The 17929-nt window shown below is 67.4% G+C and carries 16 protein-coding genes; 6 read left to right on the top strand and 10 right to left on the bottom strand.

All coding sequences use genetic code 11. The features are described from left to right. The first annotated feature begins 2 nt into the window (after window positions 1-2). Window positions 3-2711 (top strand): PEP/pyruvate-binding domain-containing protein, encoded by a 2709-nt coding sequence (locus WHH00_RS13945; protein WP_406633657.1) that lies wholly within the window; start codon window positions 3-5, stop codon window positions 2709-2711. Between the two features lie 2 nt (window positions 2712-2713). Here WHH00_RS13945 and WHH00_RS13950 read toward each other — a convergent pair whose 3' ends face one another. Together WHH00_RS13950 and WHH00_RS13955 are read right to left on the bottom strand one after the other, a co-directional pair. Beyond that, on the bottom strand, window positions 2714-2857 hold the full coding sequence (locus WHH00_RS13950) for a hypothetical protein (RefSeq protein WP_191035177.1): 144 nt from the start codon (window positions 2855-2857) through the stop codon (window positions 2714-2716). 1 nt (window position 2858) lies between these two features. Further along, entirely contained in the window at window positions 2859-4253 is a 1395-nt protein-coding gene (locus tag WHH00_RS13955; RefSeq protein WP_406638614.1) for an OFA family MFS transporter, read from the bottom strand. Window positions 4254-4577: 324 nt separating this feature from the next. Between WHH00_RS13955 and WHH00_RS13960 the strand changes: the two genes are divergently transcribed. Further along, window positions 4578-7226 carry a PEP/pyruvate-binding domain-containing protein gene (locus tag WHH00_RS13960; RefSeq protein ID WP_406633659.1) on the top strand — a complete coding sequence of 883 codons (2649 nt, stop codon included), beginning with the start codon at window positions 4578-4580 and terminating at the stop codon, window positions 7224-7226. Further along, window positions 7223-8608 carry an MBL fold metallo-hydrolase RNA specificity domain-containing protein gene (locus tag WHH00_RS13965; protein ID WP_406633662.1) on the top strand — a complete coding sequence of 462 codons (1386 nt, stop codon included), beginning with the start codon at window positions 7223-7225 and terminating at the stop codon, window positions 8606-8608. The genes WHH00_RS13960 and WHH00_RS13965 overlap by 4 nt, the downstream gene beginning before the upstream one ends. Window positions 8609-8623: 15 nt before the next feature. Here the strand turns inward: WHH00_RS13965 and WHH00_RS13970 are convergent, their stop codons facing one another. Together WHH00_RS13970 and WHH00_RS13975 are read right to left on the bottom strand one after the other, a co-directional pair. Then, on the bottom strand, window positions 8624-9034 hold the full coding sequence (locus WHH00_RS13970; RefSeq protein WP_406633664.1) for a hypothetical protein: 411 nt from the start codon (window positions 9032-9034) through the stop codon (window positions 8624-8626). A gap of 721 nt (window positions 9035-9755) precedes the next feature. Further along, complete coding sequence (locus WHH00_RS13975; RefSeq protein ID WP_350003858.1) at window positions 9756-10025, bottom strand: hypothetical protein; 270 nt, start codon at window positions 10023-10025, stop codon at window positions 9756-9758. 235 nt (window positions 10026-10260) lie between these two features. On the opposite strand from WHH00_RS13975, the gene WHH00_RS13980 reads away from it, so the two are divergent. Beyond that, on the top strand, window positions 10261-11802 hold the full coding sequence (locus WHH00_RS13980) for an alanine/glycine:cation symporter family protein (RefSeq protein WP_406633666.1): 1542 nt from the start codon (window positions 10261-10263) through the stop codon (window positions 11800-11802). 146 nt (window positions 11803-11948) lie between these two features. Next, on the top strand, window positions 11949-12953 hold the full coding sequence (locus WHH00_RS13985) for a bile acid:sodium symporter family protein (RefSeq protein WP_406633668.1): 1005 nt from the start codon (window positions 11949-11951) through the stop codon (window positions 12951-12953). Here the strand turns inward: WHH00_RS13985 and WHH00_RS13990 are convergent. From WHH00_RS13990 to WHH00_RS14005, 4 genes are read right to left on the bottom strand one after another with little or no spacing between them, the layout of a single operon-like run. Continuing rightward, window positions 12943-13806 (bottom strand): class I SAM-dependent methyltransferase, encoded by an 864-nt coding sequence (locus WHH00_RS13990; protein ID WP_400579880.1) that lies wholly within the window; start codon window positions 13804-13806, stop codon window positions 12943-12945. The two genes, WHH00_RS13985 and WHH00_RS13990, sit on opposite strands and share 11 nt — an antisense overlap. Next, window positions 13803-14333 carry a GNAT family N-acetyltransferase gene (locus WHH00_RS13995; RefSeq protein ID WP_400579882.1) on the bottom strand — a complete coding sequence of 177 codons (531 nt, stop codon included), beginning with the start codon at window positions 14331-14333 and terminating at the stop codon, window positions 13803-13805. The genes WHH00_RS13990 and WHH00_RS13995 overlap by 4 nt, the downstream gene beginning before the upstream one ends. A 23-nt stretch (window positions 14334-14356) precedes the next feature. Next, window positions 14357-15250 carry an NAD(P)H-binding protein gene (locus WHH00_RS14000; RefSeq protein WP_406633671.1) on the bottom strand — a complete coding sequence of 298 codons (894 nt, stop codon included), beginning with the start codon at window positions 15248-15250 and terminating at the stop codon, window positions 14357-14359. Between the two features lie 8 nt (window positions 15251-15258). Then, window positions 15259-15696, bottom strand: a complete 438-nt coding sequence (locus WHH00_RS14005) for a nuclear transport factor 2 family protein (RefSeq protein ID WP_400579886.1) — start codon at window positions 15694-15696, stop codon at window positions 15259-15261. A gap of 50 nt (window positions 15697-15746) precedes the next feature. Between WHH00_RS14005 and WHH00_RS14010 the strand changes: the two genes are divergently transcribed. Then, window positions 15747-16451, top strand: coding sequence for a TetR/AcrR family transcriptional regulator (locus WHH00_RS14010; protein ID WP_406633673.1), 705 nt, complete (start codon window positions 15747-15749; stop codon window positions 16449-16451). A gap of 91 nt (window positions 16452-16542) precedes the next feature. On the opposite strand, the gene WHH00_RS14015 is transcribed toward WHH00_RS14010, so the two are convergent. Further along, window positions 16543-16878, bottom strand: coding sequence for a cupin domain-containing protein (locus WHH00_RS14015; protein WP_350003866.1), 336 nt, complete (start codon window positions 16876-16878; stop codon window positions 16543-16545). A gap of 78 nt (window positions 16879-16956) precedes the next feature. After that, complete coding sequence (locus WHH00_RS14020; protein ID WP_400579890.1) at window positions 16957-17823, bottom strand: DUF1295 domain-containing protein; 867 nt, start codon at window positions 17821-17823, stop codon at window positions 16957-16959. Window positions 17824-17929 lie beyond the last annotated feature (106 nt).

Consider the following 17929-nt stretch of genomic DNA (forward strand, 5'->3'; position numbering starts at 1 on the left):
CCATGGCTTCAGGAAGTACAGGCGCCGGCGCGGACCTGGTGGTTGACCTCAGCCGGCTGGCATCAGCGTCGCTGGCCGCGGCGGGCGGCAAGGCCCTCAACCTGGGCCGGCTTGTTGCCGCAGGCTTCCAGGTTCCGCCGGGCTTCTGCCTGACGACGGCGGCCTACCGGAAGGCCGCGCCCACCGGCCTGGACACCATCGCCGCCCGGCTTGACGGCGTCGGAAGCGAAGGGACGGAAACGTCCGACGGCGGCAGCGGACTTGAGGACGACGACCGGGACGGCCTCGCGCGGCAGGCCCGTGAGGCGGTGCTGGCAGCACCTGTCCCGCCCGACGTCGAGGCCGCCATCCGCGAGGCCTACGCCGCCATGGGCGGCGGGCCGGTGGCGGTGCGCTCGTCCGCGACCGCCGAGGACCTGCCCTTCGCCAGCTTCGCCGGGCAGCAGGACTCCTTCATGGACGTGGTCGGGGCCGACGCCGTCGTCCAGGCGGTCCGGCGCTGCTGGGCCTCCCTCTGGACGGACCGTGCTGTGGCGTACCGCACCACGAACGGGATCAGCCACCGCGAGGTGGGCCTCGCCGTCGTGATACAACGCATGGTGGACGCCGCCACGGCCGGCGTGCTGTTCACCGCCAACCCCGTGACCGGCACCCGGACGCAGACGGTCATCGACGCCAGCGCCGGGCCGGGACAGCAGGTGGTCTCCGGTGCCGTGAACCCGGACCACTTCGTGGTGGAGACGGCCTCGGGCCGGATCCTGCAGCAGCCACAGGACACGCCGCCCAGCCTGGCGGACGCACAGCTCCGCGAACTCACCTCCCTCGGTGACGATGCCCAGCGGCTGTTCGGCGCGCCCCAGGATGTGGAATGGGTGGTCGATGGCGCCGGCAAGGCCTGGCTGACCCAGTCCCGCCCCATCACCACGCTGTACCCACTGCCTGAGGACGACCCGTTCACCGGGCAGGCCGGCACGGACGGCACTGCCAGCGCGATCGCCGGCACCGATGCCCGGGTGTACCTGTGCGGAACACTGATGCAGGGCCTCACCCGCCCCATCACGCCGATGGGCCTCCATGTGCTGGCCCTCATGCGCGGCAACAACAACGGGCCGTGGAAAACCGTGAACCCGGGCCTGCGGATGTACGTGGACCTGACGCCGATCCTCCGCAACAAATCCGGTCGCGACCTGATGGCCAGGATGCTGCCGCTCGCGGACGGACGGTCGGCCGCCATCCTCCCTGCGCTCCTGGAGGATCCGCGGTTCAGCGCTGCCCGGCCTCCGCGCAGAAAATCAAAGGCCAACACCGCCCCGGCACGGACACAAGCCAAAGGCGCGCAAGGCACCCAGAGCCTGGGCGTCTTCCTGGGGATCATTCCCGGCATGGTCCGCGCCCTGCTGTGGCCGGACCGCGAACTGCGGCGGGCACGGCGGTACCAGGACCGCCTGGCGGCCCGGCTGGCCCTCCCCCTGCCGGCCACTGCCGCCAGGCGTCTCCAGCACACCGAGGACATCCTGGCCACGTCCATCAACGGGTTGATCCAGGCCACGCTGCCGGCACCGTCCGTGGGGTACCTGATGCTTGCTGTGGCCCGCAGGCTGTTGCGTGGAATTGCCGAGCCGCGTGAGCTGGAGGCCGTGCTTCGCGGGCTTCCCCGCAACGTGACCACCATCATGGACCTGGAGCTGTGGCACCTGGCGGTGTCCCTTGGCGCTGATCCCGAGTCCCGCCGGGCGTTCACTGAGCTGACGCCGGGCGAGCTGGCTGACCGCTACAGGGCGGGTACGCTGCCCGCCCCTGCCCAGTCCGGGATACAGGAGTTCCTGTCACAGTACGGCCACCGGGCCGTGGCGGAGATCGACCTGGGAATGCCCAGATGGTCCGAAAAGCCGGAGCACATCCTGGGAATGATCGCCAACTATCTTCGCGTGGAGGATCCCGAACAAGCCCCGGACCGCCAGTTCACCAGGGCGGCCGAACACGCCGAAACCCGGATTAGCGAACTGGTGGAGCGCGCCGGGGCAAAGAGCCGGTTGCGGGGACGCCTGGTGGCGCTCTGCCTGCGCCGGACGCGGCAGCTTTCCGGCCTGCGGGAGCTGCCGAAGTTCTGCATCGTGCTGGTGATGGCGGAGATGCACCGGCAGCTGAGGGAGGTGGGCACCGAACTGGCAGGGAACGGAACCATCGGCGACGCCGGTGACGTGTTCTTCCTGGACTTTGACGAACTGCGGGTGGGCCTTCGCGGAGCGGACCTTAAGGGAATCGTCGCCCGCCGTCGCAGGCTGTACGACGTCGAGCTGCGGCGCCGGCGCATTCCGCGCCTCCTGCTCTCAGACGGCACGGACGTGGAGGCTGAGATGATGGCGGCGGCCGCCGCCCTGCCCCAACAGGCTGCGGACGACCGGCTGACGGGGACGCCGGCGTCGGCAGGCACTGCAACCGGAAAAGCCAGGGTAATCATGGACCCCGTCGGTGCCCGCCTGGAACCCGGGGAAATCCTGGTGGCACCCTCCACGGACCCCGGCTGGACGCCGCTCTTCATGACCGCGGGGGCGTTGGTCATGGAGATGGGCGGCGTCGTCTCGCACGGGGCCGTGGTGGCCCGCGAATACGGCATCCCCGCGGTAGTGGGCGTTGCCGATGCCACCACGCGGCTGCGCGACGGCCAGAACGTCACAGTGGACGGTGCCGCCGGAACCGTGACCTGGTGAGGCTACCCGAACAGCGCCGCCACCCGGGTCAGGGTCTGGTAGATCCCGTACGCCAGCGGAACTCCCACCAGCGCCCAGGCGACGGCGAGCTTGCCGGTGGATACTTTGGCGGGCGCCTGCGCGCCGGTGGTGTGTGCGGTGCTCATCTCAGGCCTCCATGGCAGGTTCGTGTGCCCGTCCGCGGTCCGGGCGGGGTTCGTGGAATCGTGCATCCACCGGTTTGACCATCAGGTTGGCCAGGAATCCGATCACCAGCAGCACCACCATGGTCAGCAGCGCCGGCTGGTAGGACACGGCGTTCAGCTGCCCGGGCTTGCCCTGGGCGTCCAGGAACGCGTTGACGATCAGCGGCCCGGCTACCCCAGCTGCGGACCAGGCGGTGAGCAGCCGGCCGTGGATGGCGCCCACCTGGTAGGTCCCAAAGAGGTCCCGCAGGTAGGCCGGGACGGTGGCGAAACCGCCGCCGTAGAAGGAAATGATGACGAACGCCAGCGCCACATAGAGCACCGTGGTGGTGGAGCCGGCCAGCGCCAGCACCGTGTAGAGCACGGCGCCGACGCCCAGGTACACCATGTAGATGCGCTTGCGGCCGGTGACGTCCGAGGTGGCGGACCAGGCGAAGCGTCCGGCCATGTTGCCGATTGAGAGAAGCCCCACGAAGCCCGCGGCGACGGCGGCACTCACCAGGGAGACGCCGTCGGACTGGCGGAAGAAGTCCTGGATCATCGGCGCGGCCTGCTCCAGGATGCCGATGCCCGCGGTCACGTTGCAGAACAGCGCGATCCACACCAGCCAGAACTGCCTGGTCTTCACGGCGTTCTTGGCCGACACGTTCTCCGTGGTGACCAGCTTGGCGGCCTTGACCTTACTGGGATCAAACCCGGCCGGCTTCCAGCCGTCCGCGGGGACCTTGATGGTGAAGGCGCCGAACAGCATGTACGCGAGGTAGACGACGGCGAGCGTCAGGAAGAGCCTGCCCACGGCATCGCCGCTGGCCACCCAGTCCTTGGCGCCGGAGTTGGGATCGTACATTTTGAGCAGCGCCGTGGACACGGGGCTGGCGATCAGCGCGCCGCCCCCGAAGCCCATGATGGCCATGCCCGTGGCCAGGCCCGGCCGGTCCGGGAACCACTTGATCAGGGTGGATACCGGCGAGATGTAGCCGATGCCCAGCCCGATCCCGCCCACCACGCCGTAGCCGAGGTACACGAGCCACAGCTGCTGCGTGAAGATGCCGAGCGATCCGATCAGGAAGCCGCCCGCCCAGAACATGGCGGAGGTGAACATGGCCTTGCGCGGGCCGTTCCGGTCCACCCAGGTGCCCATGATGGCGGCGGACAGGCCCAGCATCACGATGGCGATGGAGAAGATCACGCCGATCTCGGTCAGGCTGGCACCGAAATGCTTGACCAGCGCCGTCTTGTACACGCTCGTGGCGTAGGCCTGGCCGATGCACAGATGGACGGCGAGCGCCGCGGGCGGCACCAGCCAGCGGTTGAATCCCGGCGGGGCAACGGTTCGTTCTCGGTCCAGCCAGCCCATGGTGCTCCCTTGCTCGTCAAAGACGTCAGTGTCCTGTGGCTGCCGCAACGCACACCCCTCCAGAGGCGAAAGTCCCTCTTATGCCGCCGCGGCCTCCGGCAATCATGGTGCAGATACTAAGCAAACGTATCTTTTGTGCGCCGAACGGTAGGGAATGCGCGGCGAACGGTTGCGGGCCTGTCCGCAAAGCCGCGTGCCGTCGTCGTAAATTACGACGGCGGCACCTGACTTTGGACCCATGGCGGGCCGCCCGCGGCAGTGCCAGTATGTGAGCATCAGGTTCACCCCCAGGCGCCCCCAGCCGGGCAGCAAGGACGCGCGGCCATGAGCTATATCAAGGACCTCAGCGATGTGGGACCCGGCGATATTGCCGCGGCGGGCGGCAAGGCCGTGGGGCTGGGCGGCCTCATCCTGGCCGGGCTGCCGGTACCGCCCGGGTTCGTCCTGACCACCGCCGCCTACTCGCATTTCGTCGAGGAAAACAACCTCGCGGCGGGCATCCAGGACCTCGCCGCGCTGCCACCGCAGGCGGAGCCGCAGGCCTACGCGGATGCCTCCCGGCGGATCAGCGACCTATTCAAAACCGGCACCATGCCCGCCGGGATTGCCGCCGAACTCGGCGCCGCGTACGGGCGCCTCGGCAGTGGAACGCCCGTGGCAGTCCGCTCCTCCGCCACGGCCGAGGACCTCGCCACCGCCAGTTTCGCCGGGCAGCAGGAAACCTTCCTGAACGTCCGCGGCATGGTGGAGCTCTCCACTGCGGTGATTGATAGCTGGGCCTCCCTCTGGACGGCGCGCGCCATGTCCTACCGTGCCCGCGAAGGAGTGGACCCCGGCCAGGTGCGCCTCGCCGTCGTCATCCAGCAGATGGTGGAGGCCGAGGCCGCCGGGGTCATGTTCACCGCCAACCCCGCCAACGGCCGGCGGGACCAGACGGTGGTCAGCGCGGCGTGGGGCCTGGGCGAAGCGGTGGTCAGCGGGGCGGTCACCACCGATGACGTGGTGGTGGACGCCGGGACCGGCGCCGTGGTGTCGCGGCGGACAGCCAGCAAGGATGTCATGACCGTGTACGCGGAAAACGGCACCCGGGAGCAGCCGGTGGCGGCAGCCCGCCGTCGTGAACCCGTGCTTGATGACCGGGAGGCCGCGGAACTTGCCGGCCACGGCCAGCGGGCCGCCGCGCACTTCGGTGCGCCGCAGGACATTGAGTGGGCGCGGGCCGGCGGCAGGTTCTTCATCCTGCAGTCCCGGCCCATCACGGCGCTGCCCGAGCCAACGGCCGACACTCCGGAATCCTGGCCCGTGCCGTATCCGAACGGCCTCTACTTCCGCGCCAGCATCGTGGAACAACTGCCCGATCCCCTCACGCCGCTGTTCGCGGACCTGGTGGACGGCTCCGTAGCAAAGTCGCTGCAGGCCCTGATGGCGGAGGCGCTGGGCAGGAACGTCATCCGTGACGGCGACGTGGGGCTGCCCACCGTCAACGGCTACGCCTACTACTATTACCGCAGCTCGGGCATGTGGCGGATGATGGGCAAGCTGCCGACGGCTTTGGGTGCGCTGGCCCGCGGCAAGGCCCACATGGGGATCGCCGGGTGGCGGGAGTTCTCGCACCCCCGCTACGAACAGGCCATCAAGGACCGGCAGGCGAAGCCCCTGGCGGAGCTCACCGGCGAAGAGCTGCTGGCGGGCGCGCAGGCGCTGCTTGACGCCGGCACCGTGTACTACACGGCCGTGCAGTCCATCATTCCGCTGGCCACCAGCAGCGAACTGGCGTTCCGCACCTTTTACGACAAGCTGGTCCGTCGCGCCGGGGATCCCCCCGCCCAGACATTCCTCCTGGGCTACGACAGCCAACCCATCCAGGCGGAGAAGTCGCTGTGGGACCTGGCCGCCTGGGCCCTCAGCGATCCCGGCCTGACAGAGGTGCTGCTGGAACGGCCGACGGCGGAGCTCGCCGAGTGCCAGCGAACCGGTTCGCCGCCCGCCGGGGTGGACGATGCCCTGTGGCAGGAGTGGCGTTTCACCTTCCGGGAGCACCTGGACCGCTACGGCCACGCGGTCTACAACCTTGACTTCGCCACCCCGGTGGCCGCGGATGATCCGTCCACCCTCCTGGCAACGGTGAAGTTCTACCTGCGGGGGCAGGGCACCGACCCGCATGAGCGGCAGCGGCTGTTGACCGAGCGCCGGGAGGAACTCACTGAACAGGTGGCCGCCCGGCTGGGGCCGCGCCGGCGCGCCGCCTTCCTCCGGCTGCTCCGGTGGGCCCAGGACACCGCACCGGTCCGCGAGGACGCGCTGGCCGACGTCGGGCTCGCCTGGCCGCTGCTGCGGCGGATGCTGCTGGAACTCGGGCGCCGGCTGGTGGCCTCCGGCGTCATCGCCGAACCCGCCGACGTGTTTTGGCTGCGCTTCCAGGAGCTGCGGACCGCCGTCGAGTTCGGCCTCGCCGCTCCCGGGGCGCGGGCCGCCATTACCGGAGCGGACCGCCCGGTCCGGGACGCCGCCGTCGAGGAACGCCGGATGCTGTGGCGGGGCCAGGCGAGGGCGGCTGCCCCGCAGATGCTCCCGGAGCGCCGGTGGATGGAGAAAGCCCTCGGGTCCATGATGCCGGCGGCGTCGCAGCGCCAGCGCGGCGACGTCATCAAGGGTGTGGGCGCCAGTTCGGGGCGGGTCACCGCTCCGGCCCGCGTCCTGAGCGGGCCACGGGACTTCGGCCGGATGGAGCCCGGAGATGTCCTGGTTGCCCGCATCACCACTCCCGCGTGGACGCCGCTGTTCGCCATGGCCTCCGCGATAGTGACGGACGTGGGCGGCCCGCTGAGCCACAGCTCCATCGTGGCCCGCGAGTACGGCATCCCGGCCGTACTGGGCACCGGCGTGGCCACGCAGCGGCTGGCCACCGGGCAGCAGGTCACCGTGGATGGCGACGCCGGTACGGTAAGCGTCGAGCACCAGGAGCGGGCATGAGGGAACAGCATCCGCCGACGCTGCGTTTCCTGGGGGCGACGGACACGGTGACGGGCTCCCGCTACCTTGTCCGCTCGCAGGGCCGGCAGGTCCTGGTGGACTGCGGGCTCTTCCAGGGATACAAACGCCTCCGCGACCGCAACCGTGTGCCTTTCCCGGTCAATCCCGCGAACATCGACGCCGTTGTCCTGACCCACGCGCACCTGGACCACACCGGCTACATCCCTGCGCTGGTGCGGGACGGTTTCCGCGGCCCCGTGTACGCAACTGCCGGCACAACGGAGCTGTGCAAGCTGCTGCTGCCTGACAGCGGCTACCTCCAGGAAGAGGAGGCCCGCTACGCAGACCACGCGGGATCCACCTCGCACCACCCTCCCGCGCCCCTCTACACGGCAGCGGACGCCGTCCGGTCGCTGGACAGTTTCATCAGCCGCGACTTCGATGCACCGTTCCCGCTGCCCGGGGGCATCGAGGCAACCTTCCTGCCGGCCGGCCATATCCTCGGCGCCGCACAGGTGCATCTCAGGTTGGGCGGCCGCACCGTCCACTTCACCGGCGATCTTGGCCGCGCCAACGACCCCCTCATGTACCCGCCCCGGGCGCTGGAACCGGTCAACGTGCTGGTCACCGAATCCACCTACGGCAACCGGGAACACCCGGCCGGAAACCCGGAAGCGGAACTAGGAGCGATCATCACGCGGGTGGCCAAGAGGCAGGGGGTCATTATGATCGCAGCATTCGCGGTGGGCCGGGCCGAAACGGTGCTGCTGCACCTCTCCCGCCTCCTGGCGAAGGGCGCCATCCCGCCCATCCCTGTCTACCTGAACAGCCCCATGGCCATCGACGCGTCCGGCATGTACCAGCGGCACCGCGAGGAACACCGGCTCAAGGACCGCGAATTCGAGGCGATGTACAAAGTGGCTGTCCCCGTCCGCAGCCCGGACGAGTCCAAGCTGCTGAACCTCCGCGGCGGGCCCATGATCATCATCTCGGCCAGCGGCATGCTCACCGGCGGCAGGATCCTCCACCACCTGGCAAGCTACGGGCCCGACCGGCGGAACGCCATCATCCTCAGCGGCTACCAGGCGGGCGGAACCAGGGGCGCCTCACTGGCAGCGGGCGGGAAGTACCTGCGCATTTACGGGCAGGAGGTCAGGATCGAGGCCGAGGTCATCCAGATGGAGGGACTGTCCGCGCACGCTGATTCCACCGGCATCATCGAATGGATGAAGGCTGCACCCCAGGCGCCGTCCATGACGTACATCACCCACGGGGAACCGGACGCCTCTGACGCCCTCCGGGCACGCATCAAGCACCAACTCGGCTGGAAAGTCCGCGTCCCGGAGCACCTGGAGACCATTTCCCTGGAGAACCCGCGCTGACGTACTGAGCAGTTTTTACATTCCGCCGATGAGGACATTGTCGTGGATCTTCTTCCAACCACTGTCTTCAAGAGCGCGGGTATCAAAGCCCGTCGTCACCAATTTCGCTGTCGGCTGGCCGACGTGGCCTACCGTCACAATCTCCCGGTCATTCGTGATCCCGTCGCTGCATCCGATGCTCCACTGGTCGGGCTCATCGACGGGATAAACGGCTATGCATGCCTTGGTGAAGTCTTCGCTTTCGGCCGCGAAGTACTTCACTCCCGCGTCCTCGACCAGAAGCCTGAAATCGGAAGGCTGGTCGGGGCTAGCGTTCCGAACGTCGGCCGGCAGATTATCCCGCGCGTCCACTTCCCGGTGGACAGCCGTAATTCCCTGGTAGCCAGAGCAGGCAGGCAATAACAGTAGTGCAGCAGCGATGGCCACCGTCTTAGAAACCCGACTTTTCATTATTTCCCCCAGAAATGACTGTTCTCCAACCTACCAAGAACCGTCAGGGAAAGAACGGAGTGATAATTCATCTCCGGCTGCAACGGAATTGGTACCAGAGTTGGCTCCCAGGAGCACCTCCGACGACCGCCGTCGGCTAAGCCGACCCAACGACGGAGGGGTCGAAGCGGCGGCTTTGAGGGGAAGCTAGTCGTTCTTGGTGCGTTGACTAGATTCATCTCTTATTGCACGCCTCACGACCCAATAGACGGCCACCAGCAGGATCACTGACCAAAATACGATGAACAGGAAGTTCCCCAGCTGGTCCTCGAATAGCACTCTGAATACCCCCAAATATGTGCCGCAGATGTCGGTTGCCTCAGCCTACGGCAGCGAAAGCAACGTTGTTCCAACCCGGTCGGCTGGAACAACGAACTGAAGATTCAGGGTCGGGTGTCAATGACCCGCAAAGCCTCCTAAATCGTCTCAGACTCGCGAATTTTCTCTGAGTAATAGGACCTCATGCCGTGCTTTACACCCAAGCGAATAATCCAGTACAGGACGACTGCAACGAGAAGCGCGGGTAAGACAATGGCAACTATGGACGCAACTATTGAAATCAAGATTCCCCCAAACAAGTCATGACCAAAATAGCCTCTCACGGTCTTATCTTTAGGAAAATCACTGCGGGCGGGCCATGCCTTGAGCGCGGGAGCGCCTACTCCGCGCCCATCCCGGGGTGCACCGGAACAAAGTCGATCCTGTTGCCGGAGTTCGAGCGGCCCGCAGTCGTCCTGGAGTATCCGCGCGCGTCGAGGTTGTTCTTCGCCCGGAACTCCGCAAGGGCCGCATCGTAGGCGTTGTTGAGGGCCTGGCCTGAGTACTCGCCGGTGCTGCCGTCCTGGAAATTGATCCGGATGCGGACGCTGGCGGGGTAGTGCCGGTTCATCCGGATGAAGCCTTCTGCGTCCTGCTGGAGAGTGATCAAGGAACAACTGCTTTCGTCGGGGCCGGACTCCAAGTCTCGCGCACATTGCAGCATCCACCACAAATTCGCCAATATGACGTGTTCGGCAGCCTGGGAATTAGTCAAATGGACGGACGACGCTCCTTTGTGCAACACTTCACAGGTTTTGGTGTGGCGTGCGCCACTTTCGTCCACCCGACAGCGCGCACCCCCGAACCGCATCACCCGCGCTCTTCCATGGAGGGAACCCACACTTATGAGCGGTGTTTTGTCAGCAATTAATAGCGTGATCTGGAGCGACTGGCTCGTTTATCTCTGCCTCGCCACCGGCGTCTACTTCTCGGTCCGGACACGCTTCCTGCAGGTCCGGCACGTCAAGGGAATGATCGAGCAGCTGCTTCACGGCGAAAAGTCGGCCTCCGGCGTCTCCTCGTTCCAGGCCCTGGCCATGTCCCTGTCCGGCCGCGTCGGCACCGGCAACGTCGCCGGCGTCGCCACCGCGATCGCCTTCGGCGGCCCCGGCGCCCTGTTCTGGATGTGGGCGGTGGCCTTCCTGGGCGCGTCCACGTCCTTCGTCGAATCCACCCTCGGCCAGATGTACAAGACCCGCGACCCGCTGACCGGCGAGTACCGCGGCGGCCCGGCCTACTACTTCTCCCGCGCGTTTGCCCACACCAAGGGCGCCGGCTTCTTCAAGGTCTACGGCTACGTCTTCGCCGCCGTGACCGTCCTTGCCTGCGGCGTTCTGATGCCCGGTGTCCAGACCAACTCCATGGCCACCGCCATCAGCGGCGCCTGGACCATCCCGTCCTGGGCCGTGGCCGTTGGCTCCGTCATCCTCCTGGCCCTCGTGGTCATGGGCGGCGTGAAGCGCATAGCCAGCGTTGCTGCGTTCGTGGTGCCGTTTATGGCCGCCGGCTACATCATCCTCGCCCTGATTGTCGTGGTCATCAACGCGGCCCAGCTCCCGGAGATCCTCTCGCTGGTGTTCCGCAGCGCCTTTGGCATGGATTCGGCCCTCGGCGCCATCATCGGCCTGGCCGTAATGTGGGGCGTCAAGCGCGGCGTCTACTCCAATGAGGCAGGCCAGGGCACCGGCCCGCACGCCGCTGCCGCCGCCGAGGTGTCCCACCCGGCCAAGCAGGGCCTGGTCCAGGCATTCGCGGTGTACATCGACACGCTGTTCGTCTGCTCTGCCACCGGCTTCCTGATCCTCTCCACCGGCGCCTACCGGGTCTTCTCGGGCGGCAGCGAAGACGGTGAGGTCCTTGCCGAGGGCGGCCTGCTGTCGGCGAGCGCCGTCGTGGGGCCACAGTATGTGCAGGCCGGATTCGACTCGGTCTTCCCCGGCGTGGGCGCCGCGTTCATCGCCATCACGCTGGTCTTCTTCTGCCTGACCACCGTCATCGCGTACTACTACATGGCCGAGACCAACCTGCGCTTCCTCCTGGGCAACTCGTCCAGCAGGATGATTCCGGGCCTGCGCACCAGCCTGGGCCGCGCGACCACCATCGCCCTGCAGGTGGCGATCCTCGTCGCTGCCGCCTACGGCTGCGTGAACACGGCCGCCGACGCCTGGGTTATGGGGGACATCGGCGTGGGCCTCATGGCCTGGCTGAACATCGTGGGCATCCTGGTCCTGCAGAAGCCCGCTTTCAAGGCGCTCAAGGACTTTGAGCGGCAGCAGAAGCTCGGCCTCGACCCGGTCTTCGACCCCCGTCCCCTCGGCATCACCGGGGCCACGTTCTGGGAGTCCTACAAGCCGGCTGAGCGCGAGAAGGAATCCGCGCGCATCTAGCTCGCACCGCGCTAGGTACACACCCGGCCGTGCGCCGCGCATTTGCGTGGCGCACGGCCAGACTGCCCACCCGCCCGGCGGGTGGGCCGTGTCATCAAGTCCCCCTGATTCCAAAACCCGGCCTCCGCTGTGATAATCCGGTAGGTATGTCTTCCTTACCCAAATCTTCGACGACGGCCCCTGCCGCCGAAGAACGCAGCGCCCGCATCGCCGTCACCCTCTTCCCCCTGCTGATCCTGGCCGGAGGTGCCGTGGCGCTTGCCACCCCCACCGCCTTCACCGGGCTCGCACCCTGGATCAACCCCCTGCTGGGGGTCATCATGTTCGGCATGGGGCTGACCCTCACTCCCCCTGATTTCGCCGTCATCGCCAAACGGCCCATCCCCGTGGTGATCGGCGTGGTGGCGCAGTACGCCATCATGCCGCTGCTGGGCTGGGTGATCGCGGCGGCACTGGGCCTGCCGCCCGCGCTGGCCGCCGGCGTCATCCTGGTGGGCTGCTGCCCCGGCGGGACAGCCTCCAACGTGGTCTCGTACCTGGCCCGGGGCGACGTCGCGCTCTCCGTGGCAATGACCACCGTGTCCACGCTGCTCGCTCCCCTGCTGACGCCCGTCCTGGCCCTGTGGCTGGCCGGCCAGTACATGCCGGTGGACGCCGGGTCCATGGCGTTGTCGATTGTCCAGATCGTGCTGTTCCCCGTGCTGCTGGGGCTTGTCATCCGGCTCTTCCTGCCGCGCCTGGTCACCAAGGCCCTGCCGGCCCTTCCCTGGATTTCGGTCCTGGCCATCACGGCCGTGGTGGTTGCAGTGGTTTCCGCCAGTGCGAAGGCCATCTTCGCTGCCGGGCTGCTGGTCCTTGTGGCCGTGATCCTGCACAACGGCCTGGGCTATGCCCTGGGCTACGGCGCCGCCCGCCTGTTCAAGCTGCCTGTTCCGTCCCGGCGCACCACCGCCGTTGAAGTGGGCATGCAGAACTCCGGCCTTGCGGCGGGCCTGGCCCGGCAGTACCTGACCCCCGAGTCGGCCCTGCCCGGCGCCATCTTCTCCGTGTGGCACAACGTGTCCGGCGCGGTCCTGGCCGCCTACTGGCGCCGCCGCAGCACTCCCGCCTCCCGCACCGGTGAGCCGGCTCCCGTGGCAGTTACGGAGTAGGCAACTCCCCCGGCTTCCGGGCGATGACCGTGTACGTGCAGGGCACACGGTCACGCTCGGCCTCGGGCCACGCAAAACCGTCCGGCACTTCCACCATGCGCGGAGAGAACTTCCACGGGAGGGTCCTGCCCTCGTCCAGGCGGAGAATCTGCAGTCCGGCCCCTATGAGCGAGTTCATGATTTCGGACAGCGGGTGCGCCCATTCATAGGTCCGGGAATGCGCCACCGTGCCGTCCCCCGCGTAGGTGGTGGGGTCGTCCCACACCTGCGCCTGGCCGGTGCCGAAGTACGGGTAGCGGAGCTGCAGCCCCTCGGCATTCTCATCAAGGGCGTACAGAATGGGATGGCCGTCCCGGATGTAAAACGTTCCTCCCGGCCCGAGGAGCCCGGCAACCTGGGCGGCCCAGCGGTCCAGGTCCGGCAGCCAGGTGATGGTGCCGATGCTTGTGTACACCAGGTCGAAGGAGCCGGCGACGGCGGCGCGGGCTTCGAGGACGTCCGTCTCCACCCACGTGGCGTCCAGGCCAAGACGCGCGGCCAGGGCGGCCGCAGACGCCAGGGCGGCGGGAGAGAAGTCAACGCCGGTGACGCGGGCCCCTGCCCTGGCCAGGGACAGCGTGTCCGTTCCAATGTGGCACTGAAGGTGGCACACATCCAGGCCTGAGACCGTGCCGTCCGGGAGGAAGGGTGCCAGGGCGGCCAGGTCCGTGCGGACCACGCTGGTCAGGTGCCCGGGATCGTCCAAAGCACCGAGGCCGTACGCCTCCTCGTGCAGGGGGACCCGGTCCTCCCAGTTGGCCAGGTTGCTCGCGCGTGCCGAGTCCCAGTCGATGTCAGTGTGGCCGTCACTCATGCCGGCGAGCCCATGCCGCGGCCCGCGGGATGGGCGCCGCCCCGGACCAAGCGGAATTCAGGCAGCGACTCCCACTCCGGTGGCAGCGTGTTGCGCTTCCCGTCGGGACGGAAGCCCTGCTTCACATAGAAGGCCAGCGCCCGCGGATTGTCCTCCACTACCCAGAGGTAGGCCGGGCCGTCGCCGATGGCGGCACGCAAAAGCGCGGCACCAAGCCCCGTTCCGTACGTCCGGCGGAGGGTGTAGATCGAGTACAGCTCCAGGGCAACGGGGCTGTCGTCGTCGCGGCCCGGCCCGGCGTCCGCAAACCCCACCAGTTCGTTGTTGGCGTCCACGGCGACAATCCGCGGATCCGGAACAGCCAGGTGAGGCCGGCGCCGCTCCACCCGTTCCGGGATGGTGGCCCTGCGGCCGCGGAAGAACCCGGGTGAGAGCAGGTGGGGGTAGCACTCCTCATGCGCCAGTGTCTGCATGAGCACCACCGCCTCGGCGTCCTCGGGTGTGGCCTGGCGAAGCTGAAAGTCCATGGCGCCAGCCTAGCCAGTGACGGTCACACCTTAGGAACGCCCCCGGCCGGAGCGCCGGACGATTCCAGCACGAACCGGTGCACCCAGGACCTGAGACTTGTGGGCACCACTCCGTACTGCGCGGCCAGATCCGCCATTTCCAGCCGTGAATCGTAGGATTCCAGCAGCGCGAGGAACCCGGCCAGCAGGTCCGGCATGCCGGGTACGGGCTGACCCGGGGGAACCGTCCGCACCGGAATACTGCGCCCGAGCTCCTGCTCAAAAGCCTCCACCACATCACGCCAGGACACCGCCTCCTGCCCGCCGAGGACCAGTACCCGGCCGTCCCGTTCCGGGTGTTCCACCGCGGCCAGCACGTACTGTGCCACATCCCGCATGGCCACCAGGGAATGCTCACGCCTGCCCTCCCCCACGAGGGTGACCGGCTGGCCGGAAAGAGCCGGGATCCCCACCACGAGGACCGGCAGCTTATCCATGAAAAGGTTGGGCTGGATGATGGTCCAGGACATCGTGCTGCCGCGCAGCAGCTGCTCGGTCTCACCTTTGGCGGCCATGAAGGGGTTCGGACTGGCGGGGCTTGCGCCGAGGTTGGACACAAAGATAAAACGGCCGACGCCGGCACTGCTGGCTGCCTCAATAAGGTTCCGGTTGCCCAGGCGGTCCACGGAGTCCACGGTGTCCGCGCCGCCGCGGGCGGAGGAATTGGCTGTGGTCACCACGGTGTCCACCCCGTCACAGGCCGCCGCGAGTGAGCCAGGGTCCTTCAAGTCACCGGTGACGGCCTCGGCGCTGGCCATCACCAGGGCATCATGCGCTGAGCCTTTCCGGACCAGGACCCGCACCGGGAAGCCTTTGGTGAGCAATGTTTGGGCAAGAAGGCCGCCCAGCTGGCCGGTGGCCCCTGCAACAAGAATCATGATGCTGCCTACTCCCTGAAATCCGGGGTGCTGCCAAGCACCCGGCTGACTGCTGCGTTGACGTCGCCGCTGGCATCCTCCACCGGTTCGAGGAAGAACCGGGCGGCAGAAAAGAGCCCGTCGGTAACTTTGAAAATGACCACGCCGCGCATCAGGAAGGAAGCGCCGTCGCGCCGTGTCCCGGCCATCTCCCATTCGGTCCACAGCGTGTCATCCTTCGCGGCGCTCCTCTGGACGCGTGCGCGAAGATCCGGAACCTGGGAAAAGATCTCCAGCCAGTTCTTGCGGACCTGGTCCCGCCCGCGGAAGCCCCGCTGCGGGTGGACGGGGGTCTCATTGAGATAGTCGCGGGAGAAGCAGGCCGCAAGATCGTCCAGACGGTGGGAGTTCACAGCAGTGAGCAACCGCTGCAATACCTCTTCCGCGGGAGCTGCCGTTCCCATCATTCCCACTCCTCGAATGATTTGATACAGTCGCCTGTATCTGATACTCAAGCATGGAACGAATAGTGGCAGAGGTCAAGGGTAAGCGCCGGTACAACTCCAGCGGGCGGCAAGAGCAGGCCCGGCGCAACAGGGATGCGGTCCTGCAGGCAGCGGAGCGGCAGCTCAACGAGTGCGGTTATGCCGGCACCACGGTTGCAGCCGTCGCCGGCGAGGCCGGCGTTTCGATGGAAACGGTGTACAAGGCCTTCGGCGGGAAGGCGGGCCTGGTCCGGGCCCTCTATGAGCGGAATCTGGCCGGCGCCGGCACTGTTTCCGCATATGAGCGCTCCGATGCCATGAGGGAACGTGAATCCGAGCCGGCAGCGATACTGCGCGAGTGGGGCCTCCTCACCGCCGAGGTAGGTTCGATGGTCACCCCGGTCCGGCTGCTGATGCGCGCGGCCGCCGTCAACGACCAGGAAATGGCTGCCCTTCTCGAGGACATCGAGGATAACCGCCTCAAACGGATGCGGCACCACGCCCGGTACCTCAAGGACCGCGGCTACCTGCGCGACGGCGTCTCAGCGGCTGAGGCGGCCGACGTTCTCTGGGTCTGCAGCTCGGCCGAGCTTTACGAGCTCCTCGTGCTGAAGCGGGGCTGGTCCCTGCCACGCTTCGCCCGGCACATCACCAGCTACATGGCAGCGTCCCTGCTCCCGGTGACGGTGCAGGACGGGCCCGGCGGAAGGCCTGCCGCACCCGAAGGAACCACGTAGAGCGAAAGCCCGGTCAAAGCGCCCGAACTGGCCCTCGCCTGGTCCGTCCCGCGAACGGTGTGGCTGCTCGCGCGGCTGCGCCGCACGGAGACTAGCGGTCCGTCTTGACCACCGTGAACAGCACCGCCGAGTCTTCCTCGGCCTCCAGGCTGTGCAGCCCGTCCGGGACGATCAGGAGGTCCCCGGCCTTGCCCTGCCACGCCTCACCGCCGGACTTCAGCCAGACCGATCCCCTGATGACGTAGACCGTGGCCTCGCCGGGATTCTGGTGCTCGCTCAGCTCGGTGCCGGCACGGAACGCCATGACAGTCTGGCGCAGCTTCTTCTCATGGCCGCCGAAGGCCGTGTCCGCCGCCCGCCCGCTGGAAGCCGCCACCGCTGCCTCGAGCTGCTGGCGGGCCAGGGCATCAATCGATATCTTCTGCATGCGGACACCGTACCCACCGGGGACAGCCAGGGCTAGGGCCCTGCGTCCCTATCAGCAGCCGGGCCCCCGAGAAGCTCCTTACAGCTTGGGGATCAGCACCGGCGTGTTCTTCTTGTAGGCCTCATACCCGGGCTCGCCGCCCCACTTCTTGTCCGCCTTCTTCTCCAGCAGCGGGATGCCGCTGCCCTTGATCAGCAGCAAGGCCACGAACACCGGGGACAGCAGGGCCACCCACTGCCAGCCTTCCAGCACCGGCACGGCGATCAGGAGCACACCGATCCAGAGCACAATCTCGCCGAAGTAGTTGGGGTGGCGGGACTTGGACCACAGGCCCGTGGAGATGAACCTGCCTTCATTGGCCGGGTCCGCCTTGAAGCGGCCCTTCTGGCTGTCCGCCACAGCTTCAATGCCGAAGCCAACAGCCCACACCAGGAAGCCCGCCAGCGCCCACCAGTCCAGGCCCACCCTGGTGGCGGAAGTAATCGCGATCCAGGCAGCGGCCGCGGTGAGGACAACCCAGAGGCCCTGCACGGTCCAGGTGTTCAGGAAGCGGAAGAAGGACGGCTTGATCTCGTCGAAGCGGTCGTCCTTGCCGTGTTTGCTGACGCGCCGGAACAGGAAGCTTCCCAACCGCCCCGCCCAGACCACCACCAGGGCCGCCAGGAGCAGGCCCCGCGCATCAACGCCCGGAGTCAGCAGGACAAGGAGGCCGGTGATGCCAATGTAGGTCAGGGCGCCGGTGAGGTCGTAGTACTTTTCGGTCTGCGCCTTGAACGCCGGGATGAAGGCCAGCCACTGGATGACGAACGCCGCAGCCACCCCCAGCGCAAACAGCGGGAAACCGCCCACAGCGGCACCCCCCTGGCTGCCGGCAACGGCGACAAGCGCCCCCACCAGCACGGAGACCACAAAAATGATGAGCGCCTTACGGTCCGAATCCTTCATCAGGACGTTCCTTTCCCGCGCCGGGCCGGGAGCCGCGTAGGGCACCGGCGCAACCGCCTATTCAAACTGATTTGATTACAAGCTTATCTAATTACTATATAGACTA

This window comes from Pseudarthrobacter quantipunctorum, assembly GCF_045291495.1.
GTDB lineage: Bacteria > Actinomycetota > Actinomycetes > Actinomycetales > Micrococcaceae > Arthrobacter > Arthrobacter quantipunctorum.